Source organism: Nitratidesulfovibrio vulgaris str. Hildenborough, from assembly GCF_000195755.1.
GTDB lineage: Bacteria > Desulfobacterota > Desulfovibrionia > Desulfovibrionales > Desulfovibrionaceae > Nitratidesulfovibrio > Nitratidesulfovibrio vulgaris.
The window spans coordinates 94,080-111,302 of sequence record NC_005863.1; the positions used below are offsets into that span (position 1 = coordinate 94,080).

The following is a 17,223-nucleotide window of genomic DNA, read 5'->3' on the forward strand; positions in this document are numbered from 1 at the left end:
GCGCGGCATGGGGCCTTCGGCCCGCCGGGACACGGTCATGGGTGCATTCCGAGGCGGGATTTCGTGCCCCTGTAGACGCGGCGCAAGGCCATCCATACCGGCGTGGGGAGTTCCCTGCGCAGCCAGTTCTTGAACGCACTGCCGGGCCGCGGGTCTGAAACGGGGATGGACGGTTCTGCCTCGTGCGCTTCGGTATGCGCGAAGAAGATGTTCTTGCCGAGACGTCCGGGCGCAAGCAGGCCTGCCTCTTCGAGATTGGTGTGAAAGCTGTGATACTCCGCCTGCAGGCAGCGGCTGTTCCGTGCGTAGAGTGCCGCCCATGTGCCGAGGCTGGCCCGCAGGTTCGCGTCCGCATGCAACTGGTGCAGCCTCGTGATGAGGGCGTCAGGGGTCTCGTCCACGAGAAAACCTGAAACACCGTCCACGACCGCGTCTGGCAACCCCGTGCAGCGGTAGGCGAGGGAGGGGATGCCGCAGCAGGCGGCTTCCATGAGTGTCTGCCCGAACGTTTCGGCATGGCTGAAGCTCACCACCACGTCTGCCGCACGGTAGGCCGTAGCAACGGCTTCAGGGTCATGCAGGTAGCCGAGGGCCGTGAGTATGGGGAAGCGTGCGATCATCTCCTGTTCGACCACGCCGAAGCATATCACCTGAAGGTTCTCAAGCCCGGCCCCTGAAAGAGCCTCAAGACCCTCCACGGAACCCTTGAACGGCGACGAGAAGTCGACCATGGGCATGAGGACCACGAAGGCGTCCATGTCCAGCCCGAGTTGGCGGCGCGCTTCGAGCCTGTCTCCGGGGTGGAAGATGGATTCGTCGCAACCGAGGCGAAGCAGCCGCGCCTCATGCCCGGGCGTGGTGCAGCCATCATGCTGGGCGCGTGTCCAGTTGCTGTTGGCCAGTGCGAGAAACGTGTCGCGGGCCATGACCTCGCGCTTGGCGTCCCATGCCTTGCGGATGTCCCCGGCGGCGATGGTGGGATAGGTGTCGGGGCTTGGGCAGGTGTGGTCGCACCCTGCAAGGTGTCTGACGCAGTCGAGAAAGCCGGGATGCGGGCAATGTCCGGTGAGCAGCCACAGGTCATGCAGGCAGAAGCATGTGGGCCAGCGGTCTGTAAGCCTGACGAGCATGTCCGAGTCGGCGATGGTGCAATGGAGATTGCCGCAGACGACGACATCGGGCTCGAAGGCCTCGATCTCGGAAATGATCCTCGCCGCAGTCGCCTCGAAAACATCGCGGGGACTCTGGAACCCCGTGGCCCATCCCCTGACCGTGTGCCCCGCCGAGGAAACGGCCGTGAAAAGGCGCTGGTGCGCGATACCCGCCCCGTACTGGAACCCGATGTCGTTGACGAAGGCGACCTTGAGGGGGGGCGGGGGTGGCGGAAGAGTGGTGCGCGTGATGGGCGGCAGGCCATGCGTGGTGCGCCAAGCATTGGCCACCGGGATGTATTCGTCGGGGGATGCGTCGGGGTTGTTGGTCTTCTGTTCTTCATGCAGGCGGAACATGGCGACGGGTGCGCCGATGACATGCAGTCGGGCACCGCATGAGGCGAAGCGAAGCCACATTTCGACATCCATGCAGTAATGGAGGTCCTCCCGCACTTGCCCGCCCGCCCGCTGCCACAGGTCGCGGGTGAACATGACCTCGGGCTGGTAGAAGAACTTGCCTGTCTGCCAGCCGCCGTAGAGGTCTGAAATCTCTTCCGCAGGCAGGGTGCCATCGGCGCAGGACGTGAGATGGGTCCCCAGATATCCCCCGTTCCGATACAGCTGGCAGCCTCCGGCTACCATGTCGGCACCGGACATGTGAAAGGCCATGGCCACAGCCGCAAGCGCCCCCGGGGCAAGCAGGTCGTCGCTGTTGAGCCATGTGACGATTTCGCCCGTGGCAAGGCGCATGCCCTTGTTGATGGCGTTCGACTGACCGGTGTCGGGCTCTTGTATGATGCGGGCGACGTGACCCCTGTATCTGTCAAGGATGGCGGCTGTTCCGTCCTTCGATGCACCATCGACGATGATATGCTCTACATCGGGGTATCCCTGTTCGAGAACGGAGATGATGGTCTCTTCGATGTACTTCGCATTGTTGTAGGACGGCGTGACGATGGATATGCGAGGCCATGCACTGCCGTCGGGAAGCGTGGATGGTATGGCGACGGGGTGCTGGTTTTTCCTGAAAGCTTTGAGCATAACGTTCCGATCACTTGCTGTTACAAGACACGTTTCGCCATGTCTTTGCCGTGGTTCATGATGTGAATCGCTGCGTCACTTGACGTTGTGAATGTATCACGTGACGTATCAATGGTATATGCCGTACATCATGGTGCTGGCTTGTCGAATGGCGCAACCTTGAGAAATCCATCCATCGCATTGGATGCAAGTCTCTCATCTGCGGGCCCATGCATCCCATGATGTTCTTGATTTATGATGTCATCCTCATATATATCTGTGTATCTTTGTGCAATGTTTTTTCCATTAAAACGGTTCATGGCGAACATCCGGGCTTTCTGACGGAGAGACTCCATGTCACTCGAAAGCAGCCTGTCGAGTGCTTCGGCAAGGTGTTGCGGCTGGTTGCCCGAGATGAAACCCGTTTCCCCGTCCTGGAAAGCCTCTGTGCTGCCACCCGCATCGAAGGATATGACCGGGGTTCCGCAACATTGCGCCTCGCAAAGGGTGTTGGAGAGGTTGTCGAGACGTGATGGATGCACGAAGACATCCGCCATGTTGTACCAGTCCACCAGTGATTCCGCATCGAGGCTTCCGACATGCCGCGTGGGGAACGATGCCAGCAGGTTCGCCCCGCCTGCACCGAAGAGTACGAGTTCGAATGAGATGTGCGGACGTCTCTGTGCGAACTGTTCCATCGCTTCGACCATGCACCCGATGTTCTTGCGGGGATTGTCGAGGGACTCGACGCCGGTGAGTACGATGAACGTGTCCTTCTCGACCCCGTACTGGCTACGCAGGCTTGCCCTGTCGCGCGGCGCGAAAAGGGTCGTGTCGTGCGTGTTGGGAATGACAGCGACCTTCTTCCCGGTGAAGAGCGGGCTTCGGCGGGCTTTGTCGGCCAGCCATGCGCTGGGGCTGACCATGGTGATGTCGAGTTCACGGTACAGAAGGCGTTTGAACCGGTGCGCCTGCAAGCTGACATCGTTGGGGGCAGGATGCGCCAGCAGGGGACAGTTGCCGCATTCATGCTCATACCGTTCGCATGAGACATGATAGTGACAGCCACCCGTGAAGGGGTTCATGTCGTGGAGTGTCCACACGAGCTTCTTGTTCCGCAGCAGCCTGAAGAGGGCGGGGGAGTAGAGGATGCCTGACGCCCAGTGGAGGTGGACGACGTCGGCGGCCTCGACGATATGGTCGGGCAATGCCGGAGAGGCGAGAAGTGTGGACGTGTCGGAAAAGAGCTCACACGCGCCTTGTTCGCGTGTTTCGGGCGTGGAGAGTGTGCTCCAGTACCGGAAGAGTGGAGACATGAAGGGCGTTGCGTCAGGTCGCTGGTAATTGAGCGCCACATGCCCCGGCTGCACGGGGTCGCAGCAGGCGAGGGTGCATGCATGTCCGTACTCGACAAGTGCGGAATGGAGGCGCTGTGCCGCATAGGTCGCCCCGCCTGCGGGCAGCGCCGTGATGGTCAGTATGTTCATTGGCGGGCCATGTCTCCTGAAGTAAGGCTCCTGATTCGGGGCGGGCGGCACCTGTCCGCCCAGCCAGCGTCCGGGGCATGACGCCCCGTCCTGCGGTGTGCACGGCGGCTAGTCGCCGGGCCGGTGTACGTCCGTCTCCTGTCCGTCAGCCTTGGTGCGGACGAGGTGAACCCGGGCGTACCGTTCGCGGATGAATTGTCCGTTCGAGGCTTCAAGGAATTCGTCAACCGCCCTGCGGCATCCGCTGTAGTGGTCATAGTCGTCGATGATCATGCGGCCCCCCGGTGAGATGTGGGGGGCGATACGCTCAAGGCAGGTCTTCACCGACTGGTACCAGTCGCAATCTATGTGAGCCAGCGCCACCGGCCCGGAAGGGTAGAGGGTGTTCTCGTAGAGGCCGGGGACGAAGGTTATGCCATGTTCGGCAGGGGGCAGTCCGAGAGCGACGAAGTTGTCCTGCACATTCTTGAGCAGGTCAGGTTCGTAGCCGTAATAGCGCTTGCCGTTGAGCCCCGTGGACTCTCCGGCGGCAATGACCGCAAAACGGGCACGTGCCTCTTCGCCATCGTTGCTGCCGGGGGGCGGGATGCACCCGAAGACATCGAAGACATGCAACGGTCGCTCTTTAGCCTTGGCCGTGGCAAGAACCATGGTCGACCCGCCGAGGGCACACCCGGCTTCGATGATACAGCCCGGGATTGCCGCCGATTCGATGAGCCCTACGGTCTCGGCGAGCCCGTGCAGGGCTCCCGGTTCGAGATACGAAAGCCCCTCGTCGAGCACATGCCTGATGACGGCGGTCCTGCCAGTGCCGGAGGGCACCCCCCCGATGCGCTCTGCCATCTCGTCGTCGACGAGTCGGGGCAAGGGGGTCTGCGCCGTCCATTCCTCGATTCCGCTCACATCCAGCACGGCAAGGCTGCAAAGCCGCCACCAGACGATGCCGGGAAGCTGCTGCGGGAGTTTCTGCAGGTCGACAAGCTCACGCAGCAGGGGGCTTCGGTGCACAAGGGGCATGAGGTCTGCCTGCAACTGTGGCAGCTTGGAGCTGATGTCCGTGTAAAGCCCCCGTTTTATCTGGTGAAACCGCAATGATTCAGGGATGGCGGGGAACAGCTGCCGTGCGAGTCCCTTAAGGTACCCGTCCTGACACAGGTCCTTCAGCGGGACGCTGGCACAGAACTCGTACAGCCGCGTATCCAGCAGGGGAACCCGTTCTTCAATGCCGTGGGCCATGGAGTTCCGGTCGGCGTCCCGCAGCAGGTATTGCAGTTCATATGTGAACAGGGATTTCTGCTGTTGTTCCCCCCACGAAGAGGCGCCGACGAATGTCGAAATCCATTCTTCAGGGTCGGCGATGGTGTGCTTGAGGTGCAGGGCTGCGATGTCGTGTGCGTAGTCGTTTGCCCAGCCTAGCGGGTGGCTGTAGCTGTCCCATGTGCTTCTGATGGTGCGTCTGTCCTGCATGAGATGCCTTGACTGACGCAGACACCACCAGATGAGAGACATGATTCGTCTCTGTGCGAGCATGTCGCGAACGACAGCCGGATAGTACCGTTGATAGCCGCAGAACAGTTCGTCGCCACCGTGTCCGCTCATGGACACGATGACACCCAGCTTGCGCATTTCACGATACAGATGGAACTGGTTGTACGACCCCCAGAAGAGCGAAGGCTCGTCGTTGAACAGCATGTAGCGGACGATGTCGGCCGTGGGAATGGCGTCGGGATGCCGTATGGGGTTGACATGAAGCCCCAGTTTGTCAGCCAGCGCCGTGATGAGCGGAAATTCGTCGAGCATTGAAGAACTGGCAGCGTCGATGGAATAGCACTCAGGGGCGATGCCTTCCGCGACAAGGGCAGCCGCCACGTTGGCGGAATCGATCCCCGAACTGAGACACAGCCCGACATCACGGTCGCTGCGCATCCGTATGCGGCATGACTGGCGAATGAGCCCCGCCCCTTCGTCGACGAGTTCGTGAAGGCTACGCGGTGTCTCCGTGATTCTGGGCGCGTAATAGCGTGTCACCGACGGCTCATCGTCGGGGCTGGCGAGCGTAAGGCAGTGACCGGGCGGGATTTGCCTGATGTTCTCGAAGAAGGTCCGTCCCTGCGGGGCAGTCGTCAGCGCATAGGAAAGATAGGCGGAGGCCACGTCCGGGTCCCACTTTCGCAGCACCAGTCCGCTGGCGGATATGGCCTTGATCTCCGAGGCGAAGATGAGGAAATCGTGCGTGACGGCGTAGTGGAACGGCTTGACGCCGTAGTGGAACGGCTTGACGCCGAACGGGTCGCGTGCGGCGAAAAGACTGCCACGGCTGGCATCGAAGATGGCGAAGGCGAATATGCCGTTGAACCGTTCAAGGCATCCTGCGCCCCAGTGGCGGTAGGACGCAAGAAGCACCTCGGTGTCTCCGGAGGTCTCGAAGTGCTCGCCGAGTGCGGTCAGTTCACTTCGAAGTTCGATATAGTTGAAGAGCTCACCATTGAAGACGATATGCAGGTCCCCCCGGCGTAGCGGCTGGGCCGACTTGTCGGAGAGGTCGAGAATGGACAGCCTTCTGTGGCCAAGCCAGACCGGCGCGGGTTCCAAGCCGGCTGCGAGGGCGTCAGCCGAGTGGCGTCGTCCTGCCGCGAAGGCCCCGGTCGACTGCCGCCGAAAGGATACACCGTAACCGGCGTCAGGCCCACGATGCTCCTGACTGGTGAGCATCCTGTTCAGGGGCTGGCTCGATACGTTTCTGTCTTTGCGAGATATGATGCCTGCAATGCCGCACATGAATGCCTCTATGGAAGCAGGGATGCCGCAGGGTGCACGTGTTGCATCCTTGCTGGCGCACCTGGGTTGATCGCGAGAATGGCCCGGTAGCTATCTGAAAAGCGTGAAGATGCTACGCCTTGCCGAGTAGCCGAACCTGTCCATCCAGAGCCTGTTCCGGCTCATGAAGTAGTCTATTTCAGATTTCTTGATCGACCATGGAACGCTGACCTTGCCCCTTCTGAAATAGTTCTTCCCCATGCCTTGCAGCGTGTCGAACGGGTTCACCCATTTGCGAAGCATGGGCAGACCTGTGAAGTCTGCAATCCTGTCGATGTTCTCCTGTGCTGCCGGAGACAACAGGTCTTCATAACGAATGAGCAATGTATTGGGTCGATCCATAGGAGACCATGCTTCTATGTGGGCAGACCATGTGGGGAATGCCGTCCCGTCGACCACCTGCTGCCAGGTGCACTGCACATTCTCTATTTTCGCCAGATAGTGGCGGTATGAATCGGTCGCGATGAGACCGTTGCGTATGATATAGATGGCCCGGTCGTCGCTCTCCGGTTCTTCATGGGTCTTGACGACCGTGACATGCTGTTCCGCACGTGCCTTTTCGAGAAAGTCGTCAAGTTCACCCCCGAATGGTCGCGCACCCATGAATTTGGCGATGTCGACATTGGAGTACTCGTTCGTACGTTCATATTTCGAGTAGGTTTCAAGCCCGAAACAATGGTTGAAAATCGTCCGTAGCAGCGAATTGCCAGACCGGGGAAAGGATGTGAGCCAGACAAGCATGTTGCGACCTTCTTCTATTCTGTGTTTCGTATGCTACTTGCCCATGGGACAATGATTTCCGGATGCAATGCCCATCCAGTTGACACGTCACCTGCGAAGAAGGCGGTTCCACAACTTTTTGAGTGTGAATCCGGTTTTCTCATCCTGTGGTGAGAATTTGACGAAGGCAGCTTCCTTGTCGGACTTGCGTTCGCTGAACCGGTACCCTTCCGCATAGGCCGAAACGTACTCCGAATTCACATATGTAGAGAGCCTTCCTATGCACATGGCGCATCTCTGCCGGTACGGGCTTGCCGGGTCGGTTCGCATCTTCCTGTAGTAGCGTATGATTTCATCGAACGGCGCTTCGGAGATATGTTTCATCCATGAAGACGAGAGCGACGACCATTCAGCCTGATAGTTGCCTGTGCATGGTGCCACATAGCCGTTCGTCATCAGTACCGGAGTGATGAGACTGTTGAAACAGGCATGGGTCTTTACGGGCATGACCTTGTCTTCATGCATCGGAATACATTGGAACCAGCCCACCTGTTCAGCAAAGAACGAGAATGTATCTATGCCGAATTCTTTCCAGAATTCGAGGATTTCGTCTTTGCGGGTCTTGACCTCGTCGAACCAGCCACTCTGTACCCCGATGATCATGCCTGAACCGGCCTCGTCCCTGACGCGCATCAGATTGCGGAGGTTGGCGAGAATCCTGTCGTAGTCAGCCCCAAGCCTGATGCTCTCGACGATTTCCTTTGTGTGCCCGTCGATGCTGAAGAGCACTGCGCCGACACCGAGCTCGACAAGTTCCCGGGCCACCTTGTCATCCACCAGCATGCCGTTGGTGAGGATGCGGACATGCAACCCCCTTCTGATGGCCTCGCGGATGTAGGGCATGGCCTTCTTCGATACGAACAGTTCACCTGTGCCGCAGAAGAGAAGGTCGTCTCCGGGCTTCCTCTGGTCGAGGAAGAGGTAGTAGTCCTCTTCTTTCAACTCTTGCCGTTCGGTCTTGCCCCGGCTCGCTGCGAAGTCGTAGCGCGAGTCGTCACCATGGAACGAGCACCCCCGGCATCGCAGGTTGCAGAAGTCCGTAACGCTCACCATGGTATGGTGGTAGAATGTGGAGAAGAGGAAGACGACCTCGAATGCGTCGTTGTAGTCCAGAAGGACAGGGTTGCTGCTGTAGAAGGCAGTCATGTCCAGGGCGGCAACCTTGTCCGCGAACGAGTCTCCCCATCGTGCCGGGTCGACGATGATCGTCTTTGGCAGGACTTCGGAGGTCAGCATGGGGGCTTTCCATTCCTTGTCCTCCATGAAACGTCGCGCGTCGACGGTGCGTATGGCATCAGTGCCCAGCCATTCAGTGGCATGGTCACTGACATAGGCAAGAAAGTCGTCTCCGGCGTCTCCGAAATGGATGACGACGGGGAGTCCGCCGCGCTGTATTTCGCGAAGTTCGTCAGGACCGAGCGCCTTGATTCCTTCAAGGGAGAAGATCGAAGACATCGTGTATCCCTTCATTATTGTGATTGTGAAGTGCGGAATGAAATGTCCGTTTCAATGTCTACAAGACCTATGAATGGAATCTGTAGACCATGCGACGGCTTGCAGACTACGAACGATCCAGCTTTCAGCAGACTGAAAAGCGGTTTGCCGGATGCAATGAGCGTCTCTGCAGAAATATACTCCAGTTGCTCTGCTATCCATGAAGGGTGCTCGCCAATCCCCACGCTGAAAGTATAGTCGCCGCAGGCCACCGGAAGCCTCATCTTCCAGCAGAGACGTAAGCGAACGTCGCGGCCGAGCGTTGCCGGAATGCCCGAACGGGTGAGGAGGGAATTGGTGCAATAGAGGGGCAGGTTGTCCTTGGTGTTGATCGTGAGCCCTATGGCCAGTTGTTCGACATCGCGAAGCGTCGTGACTTCGATGAAGAAATGGGCGTATTGCCCCTGTTCGAACATCCGGCATGGACTACCGGCAGGGGTGCACAGGGCAACCCTGTCTATCCTGACGCTCTCTTCTTCGGCCACGATGGACTGTGCAGCATCCAGTGGGAGGAAGGCCTCGTCGGGAGGCCAGAAGTCCATGTCCCCCGCCTCGTCAACGCTGGCGGAGTGCGAGGCCGAAGCCGTTCGCGTCTCGTCGCTGACTGCAGCGGAGGCCTCGAGGCCCTTCGCCAGCGTAGGGCGGCTGTTCCCATAAAGCCGAAGCCCCGTTTCGACTTCGCCCTGATGGGTCACCCTGCCGTTTTCCAGAAGGATGACCGACGAACAGTATTTGCGCACCGCCTGTACGTCGTGGGTGACAAGCAGAATGGCAACCCCCTTGTCCAGAAGGCCCGCCATGTGGGCATGGCATTTCTGCTGGAAAAAGATGTCGCCCACCGCAAGCGCTTCATCGACGATGAGGATGTCGGGAGAAAGACATGCCTGCACAGCGAAGGCGAGGCGGACGAACATGCCGCTGGAGTAGGTCTTGACGGGCTGGTCGAAGAATTCGCCGATCTCTGCGAAATCGCGAATCTCGTCGAGCCGTTGCTCCACCTCGCGTGTAGACAGGCCGAGTGCCGTGCCGTTCACGAAGACGTTCTCCCGACCTGTGAAGTCGGGCAGGAAGCCGCTGCCGAGTTCGAGAAGCGACGCCACCCGCCCGCGAAGCAAGGCTTCGCCTGTGGTCGGCTTGAGCGCCCCCGCGAGAATCTGGAGCAGCGTGCTCTTTCCGGCACCGTTATGCCCGACAACGCCAAGGGCCTCACCCTTGCGCACAGTGAACGACACGTCCTGCAACGCCCAGAAAGGACGCCCCAGCGAGCGGCGCAGCAGCATCTGCTTGAGTCGGTCGGCCGGTCTGTCGAATATCTCGTAGCACTTGCCGAGGCGTTCTGCGGCGATGGCTACCGTAGGGTCGTCGCGCATGATCGCGGCGACCTGCCCGTTTTCGTTGGTGTCATAGAACATCGGCAAAGGCCTTGCGTGCTTGCATGAATACGAGATGCCCCACCCACAGGACGCAGGCGCCGAGAACAGTGACGATACCGAGGGAGACCGGTTCGGGAGCCTGACCGAAGTAGATGACGTGCCGGAATGCCTCCACGATTTCCGTCATGGGGTTGCAGCGAAGCAGGAACCGCCATTGCTCTGGCACCATATCCAGCTGGTAGACGATGGGGGTCGCGAAGAACAAGAGCTGAAGCGCTACACTCACGGCATGTTGCATGTCGCGCAGGAACACCCCAAGAGCGGAAAGCAGAAAGGCACCCCCGAGACTCCAGAGGCAGAGAGGCACGTACAGGGCAGGAATCCACAGGAGTGTGAGGTGGAATGGCATTCCCTTCATGGCAAGGGCTGCCAGCAAGATGACGAGTGCCGCCAGTGAATTGAAGAGAGACACCCCGAGATGGACAACGGGGAGGATTTCCAGCGGGAAGCACATCTTCTGTACGAAGCTGGGGCGCGCCTGAATCAGGGTGGGGGCACCGCCCGTCACCTCCGCGAAAAGCCACCACGGAACGAAACCGCAAAACAGCATGAGGGCGTAGTCGCCCACGCCCCCGCTGAAACGTGATGCCTGGTAGATGACCCCGAAGACGAAGGTGTAGACCCCCAGCACGAGAACGGGTGTGGCAAGCACCCACAGCCAGCCGAGACAGGTTCCACGGTAGCGCGCGGCGATGTCCCGGCGCAGCAGCTGCATGAAGAGGTCCCTACGTGCCACCAGCGTGCGTAGCAAGGTCACCGGATTGTGTGTCAGCGAGGTGCCTCTCCGGGAAGAGACGCACGTTATTGTGTGCGACGCAAGCGGCCCCTTGCAGGCGGATATATGTTCTTTCACTAGCTAGCAGCCTGTTTTCATTCAATGATTGCGTCATGGCTATGACTATGCTTATTGAATACACGGTTTTACCGTGCAGTGCAAATGCAAGAATGAAGAATAGATGGGGCTTGCTTCATGTGATGAGGACAAAATCACCGATTTGGAGTATCCACTGGCTCACAGCCGGAAAAAAGCAGGCGCTGCCGACTGCCATCTTCCCTGAAGGCTTTTGCGGCGTTACACGCGTCATCCCTGTTTGAGGTGTTCCGGGCTGTGCATGAGCGTGATGCATGGAGTCTCCGGTGCAGGCCCGCTGTTTGATGCAGTGCCCCGTGCAGGACCGCCGGCCGGTGAGTCACGACGACGCATGCGGCGTGAGTCTCCAGGCAGACGTTGACGGCGACAGGGACGTGTGCCGGAAGCGTTGATACGGACGCCGGGGCCCGACACCGATGTCGGATACCGATGCCGGATGCCGGGGATTGATGCCATGTTACCCCACATACCCAACCGACGGACAAGACATGAAATCGTGCAATACGTTTTTTTGTGACGGGAGAATACGGCGCCCCGACCGTGAGCGTCTGAACGGACATCCGGCGCGCGCCTTCTGGTTCACCGGATTGCCCAGTGCCGGAAAGTCGACCCTTGCCCACATCGCGGAAGAGGTGTTGCATCAGCGTGGCATACGTACCTATGTATTCGACGGTGACAATGTCCGGCACGGGCTTTGCGGCGACCTCGGCTTCTCGGAACATGACCGCAAGGAGAACGTACGGCGCATCGCTGAAACCGTACGACTCTTTCTGGATGCGGGGATACTCTGCCTGTGCGCCTTCGTCTCGCCGTTGCGGGCTAACAGGCAGGCAGTCCGGGATATCATCGGGCCGTGCGATTTCTTCGAGGTCTATGTGAAGTGTCCGGTCACGGTATGCGAATCACGCGACGTGAAGGGGCTCTACGGCAAGGCCCGTCAGGGGCTTGTGGAGAACTACACGGGCATATCGGCTCCCTATGAGGAACCGGAGTCGCCCGATATTGTCGTGGATACCAGCCGGAACACCATCGAGGAGAGTGTGCAGAGTCTTACCGATTTCATCTTGCAGGTGATGACCGTCCCGTGCGCGCAGAAGGATGCCCAAGCCCCCGGCAAGGCCGTCCGTTTCCCGTAGCCGACGGAAGGCGGGCCTTTGGCGGTGCTGGCAACCCGCGTGTTCCCCTGATACGTTGCGCCCCTTGAATGCACACTGTCGTGATGAAGGCCAGACCATGAATCAACCGTTCCTGAGCGTCGTCATTGCGACCTTCAATGTTGCAGAAGTGCTCCGGGAGTGCCTGCACAGCCTCGCAAGCCAGACATTCCGTGACTTCGAGGTGGTCATCCAGGATGGCGCGTCCACCGATGGTACCCTCGCAGTCGCACAGGAGGCTGCCGGGCGGCTGCCCAGACTGTCACTCGCAAGCGTTGCCGATTCGGGCATCTATGATGCGTGGAACCGTGCCCTGCCCCGCGTGACGGGGGACTGGGTGCTCTTTCTGGGGAGTGACGACACGCTTGCCGGGCCGGATGTACTGGCACAGTGCGCCCGCCGCCTCGCCGATTTGCCGCCGCAGGTGCTCTATGCCTGCGGTGACGCGCTCGAAGTCTACCCGGACGGTTCTTCACGCGCTGTGACCTGCACAGCCGAAGGGGCCACGCGCCGAATGGCCGACCACATCCCGTTCTGCCATTCGTCACTCTGGCATCGGGCCTGCCTGTTCGAGGCGCGGCACTTCGACGCCACGTTGCGCATTGCCGCCGACTACGACCTCATCTGCCGCACATGGCCCCACGACGGCGTGGGACATACTCTTGGCATCACTGTGACGCATATGGGGGTCGGGGGTGTCTCTTCAAGCCCCGCCCACAGATTGCGAACCCAGTGGGAACTTGTGCGCGTGGCAGCCCGGCACGGCCATGGGGCCTTCTCGCGTCGGCGTCTGGTCCCGCTGTGCAAGGCCGTGGGCTTGTGGGTCTTGTGCAGGCTGGCGGGCCGTCGGGCTTCTGTCATGCTGGACAGGTTGCGGGTCATGCGCGGGCTGCCCCCCTGCTGGACGACGGCAGACCCCGCGCGCGTGGGTGGTCGCGACTCTGCCCGTGGTGATGCGTGATGCACTGTGACGACGTCATGCTGCCGGCAGCCCTGCACCGGGAATCCTGCCCCGCCCCTGAAGGGGTTGTCACCGTTGCCGACACGACCCGGAACGCTTCCGGCCACGCGCGGCCCCGCATCTCCATCATCATCCCGGCATGGAACATCGCACCGTGGATAGGTCAGACCCTGCGTTCCATCCTTTCGCAGACCGTCGACGACTTCGAGTGCATCGTCATCGACGACGGTTCAACCGACGGCACGGCGCAGGTGGTCGCCTCGGTCGCCGACCCGCGCATCCGCTGCATCCGGCAGCCCAACGCCGGAGTCAGCGCTGCGCGCAACAGGGGGATTGCCGAGGCGCAGGGTGCGTTCATCACCTTTCTCGATGGCGACGACTACTGGTTGCCATGTTTTCTCGAGACGCTGCTGCCTCCCTTGCTGACCCGGCCCGAGGTCGACCTCGTTTACTGCGGCATGACCATGTTCATGGACGACGACGGCACGGTGAAGCCCCAGCCGTGGGGGAATGTGCATGCGACCGGCAACGTCTGGTGGGATATGCTTTCCGACTCGGTCATGCTCATGGGCGCATGGCTTGCCCGCGCCGAGGTCGTCAAGGGATGCCGACCTTTCGACCCGACCTTGAGGGTGGGCGAGGACAGGGACTTTCTCCTCTCGATGCTGGAGGACATCTACCATCAGCGGCACCATGAAGCCGTCGGCATCGACGCAAGGCTGTTGCGCTACCGCCAGCGCCGTGGCAGTGGCGTCAGGCAGGTGGCCGACGCCCTGCAATGCGAGTGGCACATGATGGACAGGCACCTGCGGCATGAGGGAATCCCGCCTGCCGTGCGCCGTCGGGCCTATTCCGACCTCGCCTTCAAGATGGGCGTCATCGCCGCATTCGGGGCACGTGACATCGCCCTCGCCCTGCGATGGTATGGCAAGGCATTCGCGCTATGCCCCATGAACGGCAATCTCTACTGGCTGCCGCTGCGCAAGATGTTCCTTTCACTTCGCCCACGCAGAAGGCTGCACATGAAGGTGCTCTTTCTCTCGGCCCGCGCCGATTTCGGAGGCGGGCCTGAACATGTGCTGCAATTGCTCAGGAGACTGCCGCCAGATGTCGAAGCGGCTGTCGCCTGCCCCGAGGATGTCCCCTACTGGGAGCGCTTCCGCAATATCGTGGGTGATGACAACATGTTCAGCATGCCGCACCGGGCCTTCACGCTGGAGGCAGTGGCGCGCCTTCGACGCTTCTGTCGCAAGCGAGGGTTCGACGTGCTGCATGCCCACGGCAAGGGGGCGGGATTGTACGCCCGTGTGCTGAGTCTGCTGTGCGGCATCCCTTCGGTCTACACGTTCCACGGGGTTCACCTCGGCGGCTACGGGCCGCTCAAACGCTGGTTGTATGGTGCCTATGAACGGGCGGCCTCGTGGTGCACCCGGCGCGGCATTGCCGTCTCGAGGGGGGAGAGGGACGCCATCGAGGCCCACGGACTCATGCCCGCGTCGAAGGTCTCCGTGATCATGAATGGCGTTGAGATGCCGGAGGGCACCGCGCCGCGACCTGCTGGCCCACCTTGGCTGGTGGTCTCTTTCAGTCGGTTCGACATGCAGAAGAACAGCCTGTTCCTTCTTGATGTCGCCCGTGCGCTGCAAGAACAGGGGCGGCTGGACGGGTTCAGGTTCCTGCTGGTCGGCGACGGCCCCGACAGGGCAAGGCTTCTGGAACAGGCGGCAGCACAGGGTCTAGGCGACAGGGTGTCCTGCCCCGGGGCGACCCCGACCCCGCATGAAGCCTACGCCGGGGCTCTATGCTATTTTTCCTCGTCACGCTGGGAAGGCATGCCTCTTGCCGTGCTGGAGGCCATGGCCCACGGATTGCCTGTCGTGGCCACGGATGTGGTGGGCAACCGCGACGCCGTCGCCGATGGAGTGACGGGGCTGCTCTATCCTGAAGGCGATGCTGGCGCTGCCGCAAGAGGGCTTGTGCGGCTTGCCGACGAGGCCGCACTATGGGCCGCGATGGCGCATGAGGCGCGTGCGTGGGTGGCGACGCGCCATGACGTGCAGAGGATGGCCGACCGTACGTTCCATGAACTGCGCAAAGCATGCGGCAGGGCGTGATGCATGGCGTGAGACAGGCGACGCCCCCTTGGGAGTGTTGCAGCGTGGCACCTGTAGGCTGCCCATTACGGTCAATGGCAGGGGAAAGCCCGCATGAGCGCGCCGCATCACAAAGCGTGGCCGGCATGGCCGGAAAACCAGCGACATGACGCGGGCGAGACGCCGCCATGGGCCGTCATCCGCACGAAGCGCGTGACATTCGACGACGGTCGACGCGGGGCGTGCACTCCGACGCCCTGACCGCAATGACGACCGGTCTGTCACCAGTGACGGATGCCGCGAAACGTACAGGCGGGGCAAGCCCCTAACCTTTCGTCCCGACGCCCCTTCTCTCCAGAATCTCCCCGGCGGGTTCCGTCAGGTGCGGCGAGTGCTCGTACCGGATGGTGGTCTGGATGGACTCATGGCCCAGCGCCACGCGAATCTGTTCCAGCGTGGCCCCGGCGAGGCGCGAGTGGGTGGCGAAGGTGTGCCGCAACCAGTGGGGCGAGATCTTCCGTCCGAGGGCGGCCTCTCCCCATCTGGTGACGATGCGGTAGGCCGTCTTCACCGTTATCGGCTGCGTGAGCACGCGGCGGTTGGGGAACAGCGGAACGGCATCGAGACCCGGTGCCGGCTGATAGGGCTCGATACTGTACAGCGCACCCTTCCATACCAGCAGGTCGGCGGCCAGATCCTTGGGAATGTGCAGATGCCGTGTCTTGCGCCCCTTGCCCATGACCGTCGCATACCAGCGCCCACGTACGTCGCGCCTGAGGTCGCCCCACCGGAGTGAAACCGCCTCGGCGGCACGTGCCCCTGCGGCAAAGAGCAGTCTGCACATCAGGTGGTCGCGCGCCGGGGCGTGGCGCCGTGTATGTTCAAGCAGTTCTTGAACTTCTTCTGCCAGCAAGACCCGGTCGCCGTGATGTCCCTCGATATGCTTCGGCCCTTTCACGGGTGCCGCGGGGTTCAGGGGCAGCAGGCCGCATTTCCACAGGTACCCGAAGAACGACTTGATGCAGGCGAGCTTGGTGGCGATGGTCGCGGGTTTGTAGGCGGCCTGTTCCAGCGAGTTGAGCCAGTCTTCGATATGCCACACCCGTATGTGGGTGACCGGGGTCTCTGCGAAGCGGAAGAAGGCCAGAAGGGTGGGCAGGTAGACCCGGACGGTCCCGGGTGAACCTCGCCGCAGGGAGACCATGTGGGCTGCGATGGCCTGTTCAGTCGGTGACAGCCCGGTGGACGCCGTGAGGATGTCGGAGATGCGCCCGCCGGAAGACTCTTCGGTCACGGCGGCAATACGTCTCTTGTCCGGAGGCGTGAAGTACTGTTCGACGGGCAACTCGCTAACCATGACTGGGCCCTCATTCCGGGTACGCGCCGCACCGGGGCATCAAGACCATGCAGCGCAGTGGAAGCCTGTGTCAGGCATGTCAGGGTCTGACCATGACTCGCAGCGGGCATGCCCCGGCAGCTGATATGCCTCGTGCCGACCGATGCGCCAGATGGTGTGCTGGTCTTCACGCGCGGCAAGGCTTGCTATCTGGAATACCCACTGAAGCTCTTCGTGCCATCCTCGATTCCATCATGATCGATATAACACACGAATGTGCTTTTCTGATTTTAAGATGATTGTCAAGAAAAGTCGTGTTATGTCCGAAAACATTTATTTTCGGACATTGCATAAAAACGCTGTTTTCATATGCTCACCCAAATGGCAAACACGGCAAGACAAGGAGCTGTCCATGGCAAGACCTGAATATGAAGTGCTCAAGCAGACTTCCACCGGAACCGTACAAATCCCGAAGGGCCTTCTGCAGAGAATCGGCATCAAGGAGAACGAGGCCATTCTTGCGATGCCGCGCCCTGACGGGACAATCGTCCTGCACCGTTTCGACCCGCTTCGGGCTATCGTGACCAACCAAGAGGACGATTTGCCACAGGGCGAAACGGACTGAA

At 60.8% G+C, this 17,223-nt stretch carries 12 protein-coding genes; 4 read left to right on the forward strand and 8 right to left on the reverse strand.

Annotated elements, in window-relative coordinates; genetic code table 11:
* Positions 1-35 precede the first annotated feature (35 nt).
* The 7 genes from DVU_RS16240 to DVU_RS16270 form a co-directional block, all read right to left on the reverse strand.
* Positions 36-2,192: a glycosyltransferase gene (locus DVU_RS16240; protein WP_011176649.1), complete on the reverse strand. Its 2,157-nt coding sequence runs from the start codon at positions 2,190-2,192 to the stop codon at positions 36-38.
* Between the two features lie 128 nt (positions 2,193-2,320).
* Positions 2,321-3,658 carry a glycosyltransferase family 4 protein gene (locus tag DVU_RS16245; RefSeq protein ID WP_011176650.1) on the reverse strand — a complete coding sequence of 446 codons (1,338 nt, stop codon included), beginning with the start codon at positions 3,656-3,658 and terminating at the stop codon, positions 2,321-2,323.
* Positions 3,659-3,766: 108 nt separating this feature from the next.
* Positions 3,767-6,436: an asparagine synthase (glutamine-hydrolyzing) gene (gene asnB / locus DVU_RS16250; protein WP_011176651.1), complete on the reverse strand. Its 2,670-nt coding sequence runs from the start codon at positions 6,434-6,436 to the stop codon at positions 3,767-3,769.
* A 90-nt stretch (positions 6,437-6,526) separates the two neighbouring features.
* Positions 6,527-7,216: a sulfotransferase domain-containing protein gene (locus tag DVU_RS16255; RefSeq protein WP_011176652.1), complete on the reverse strand. Its 690-nt coding sequence runs from the start codon at positions 7,214-7,216 to the stop codon at positions 6,527-6,529.
* A gap of 87 nt (positions 7,217-7,303) precedes the next feature.
* A complete protein-coding gene (locus tag DVU_RS16260) occupies positions 7,304-8,710 on the reverse strand; it encodes a radical SAM/SPASM domain-containing protein (protein ID WP_011176653.1) in 1,407 nt (468 codons plus the stop codon).
* A gap of 14 nt (positions 8,711-8,724) precedes the next feature.
* Positions 8,725-10,161 (reverse strand): ABC transporter ATP-binding protein, encoded by a 1,437-nt coding sequence (locus DVU_RS16265; protein WP_011787359.1) that lies wholly within the window; start codon positions 10,159-10,161, stop codon positions 8,725-8,727.
* On the reverse strand, positions 10,151-10,897 hold the full coding sequence (locus tag DVU_RS16270; protein ID WP_223294698.1) for an ABC transporter permease: 747 nt from the start codon (positions 10,895-10,897) through the stop codon (positions 10,151-10,153). Before DVU_RS16270 ends, DVU_RS16265 begins: the two co-directional genes overlap by 11 nt.
* Positions 10,898-11,541: 644 nt before the next feature.
* Here DVU_RS16270 and cysC point away from each other — a divergent pair.
* From cysC to DVU_RS16285, 3 genes are all read left to right on the forward strand, one after another.
* The gene (cysC, locus tag DVU_RS16275; protein WP_014524672.1) at positions 11,542-12,189 is read left to right on the forward strand and encodes an adenylyl-sulfate kinase; all 648 of its coding nucleotides are present in this window, start codon (positions 11,542-11,544) and stop codon (positions 12,187-12,189) included.
* Positions 12,190-12,286: 97 nt separating this feature from the next.
* Positions 12,287-13,168, forward strand: coding sequence for a glycosyltransferase family 2 protein (locus tag DVU_RS16280; RefSeq protein ID WP_011176658.1), 882 nt, complete (start codon positions 12,287-12,289; stop codon positions 13,166-13,168).
* Complete coding sequence (locus tag DVU_RS16285; RefSeq protein WP_011176659.1) at positions 13,168-15,282, forward strand: glycosyltransferase; 2,115 nt, start codon at positions 13,168-13,170, stop codon at positions 15,280-15,282. Before DVU_RS16280 ends, DVU_RS16285 begins: the two co-directional genes overlap by 1 nt.
* A 304-nt stretch (positions 15,283-15,586) precedes the next feature.
* On the opposite strand, the gene DVU_RS16290 is transcribed toward DVU_RS16285, so the two are convergent.
* Positions 15,587-16,618, reverse strand: a complete 1,032-nt coding sequence (locus tag DVU_RS16290) for a tyrosine-type recombinase/integrase (RefSeq protein ID WP_011176660.1) — start codon at positions 16,616-16,618, stop codon at positions 15,587-15,589.
* Between the two features lie 391 nt (positions 16,619-17,009).
* Between DVU_RS16290 and DVU_RS16295 the strand changes: the two genes are divergently transcribed.
* The gene (locus DVU_RS16295; RefSeq protein ID WP_014524673.1) at positions 17,010-17,222 is read left to right on the forward strand and encodes an AbrB/MazE/SpoVT family DNA-binding domain-containing protein; all 213 of its coding nucleotides are present in this window, start codon (positions 17,010-17,012) and stop codon (positions 17,220-17,222) included.
* Position 17,223: the final 1 nt, after the last annotated feature.

Excerpts from the sequence above, each read along its gene's own strand:
- DVU_RS16260 (WP_011176653.1), bottom strand. The coding sequence starts at position 8,710 with ATGTCTTCGATCTTCTCCCTTGAAGGAATCAAGGCGCTCGGTCCTGAC.
- DVU_RS16270 (WP_223294698.1), bottom strand. The coding sequence starts at position 10,897 with ATGCAGCTGCTGCGCCGGGACATCGCCGCGCGCTACCGTGGAACCTGT.
- cysC (WP_014524672.1), top strand. The coding sequence starts at position 11,542 with ATGAAATCGTGCAATACGTTTTTTTGTGACGGGAGAATACGGCGCCCC.
- DVU_RS16290 (WP_011176660.1), bottom strand. The coding sequence starts at position 16,618 with ATGGTTAGCGAGTTGCCCGTCGAACAGTACTTCACGCCTCCGGACAAG.
- DVU_RS16295 (WP_014524673.1), top strand. The coding sequence starts at position 17,010 with ATGGCAAGACCTGAATATGAAGTGCTCAAGCAGACTTCCACCGGAACC.
- DVU_RS16265 (WP_011787359.1), bottom strand. The coding sequence starts at position 10,161 with ATGTTCTATGACACCAACGAAAACGGGCAGGTCGCCGCGATCATGCGC.
- DVU_RS16280 (WP_011176658.1), top strand. The coding sequence starts at position 12,287 with ATGAATCAACCGTTCCTGAGCGTCGTCATTGCGACCTTCAATGTTGCA.
- DVU_RS16240 (WP_011176649.1), bottom strand. The coding sequence starts at position 2,192 with ATGCTCAAAGCTTTCAGGAAAAACCAGCACCCCGTCGCCATACCATCC.
- asnB (WP_011176651.1), bottom strand. The coding sequence starts at position 6,436 with ATGTGCGGCATTGCAGGCATCATATCTCGCAAAGACAGAAACGTATCG.
- DVU_RS16245 (WP_011176650.1), bottom strand. The coding sequence starts at position 3,658 with ATGAACATACTGACCATCACGGCGCTGCCCGCAGGCGGGGCGACCTAT.
- DVU_RS16285 (WP_011176659.1), top strand. The coding sequence starts at position 13,168 with ATGCACTGTGACGACGTCATGCTGCCGGCAGCCCTGCACCGGGAATCC.
- DVU_RS16255 (WP_011176652.1), bottom strand. The coding sequence starts at position 7,216 with ATGCTTGTCTGGCTCACATCCTTTCCCCGGTCTGGCAATTCGCTGCTA.